Here is a 255-nt window from a genome sequence, read left to right on the forward strand (position 1 = left end):
GCGTCATCGAGAAGTTGCCGGTCGAGGTGTCCGCCGAGGTCACCAAGGCCCTGCTCACCACGGTTCCGGCGCTGTTCCACGGCGGCGTGAACGACGGCCTGCTCACCGCGCTGGCACTGGCCACCGCCAAGTGGCGGGCGCGCCGGGTGGCCGCTCGCGGCGACGAGTCGCTGCTGATCCGCTTGGAGGGTCACGGCCGCGAAGAAGACGTGGTGGCGGGTGCGGACCTGTCGCGAACCGTCGGCTGGTTCACCG

The 255-nt window shown here is 71.4% G+C and carries 1 protein-coding gene; it reads left to right on the plus strand.

Going from position 1 to position 255, the window contains the following annotated elements; translation table 11 throughout:
* The coding region (locus tag IU459_RS38055) for a hypothetical protein (protein ID WP_195134367.1) at window positions 1–255 on the plus strand (255 nt) is incomplete at both ends.

Origin of the sequence: Nocardia amamiensis, assembly GCF_015477605.1 — a bacterium.
Taxonomy (GTDB): Bacteria; Actinomycetota; Actinomycetes; order Mycobacteriales; family Mycobacteriaceae; genus Nocardia; species Nocardia amamiensis_A.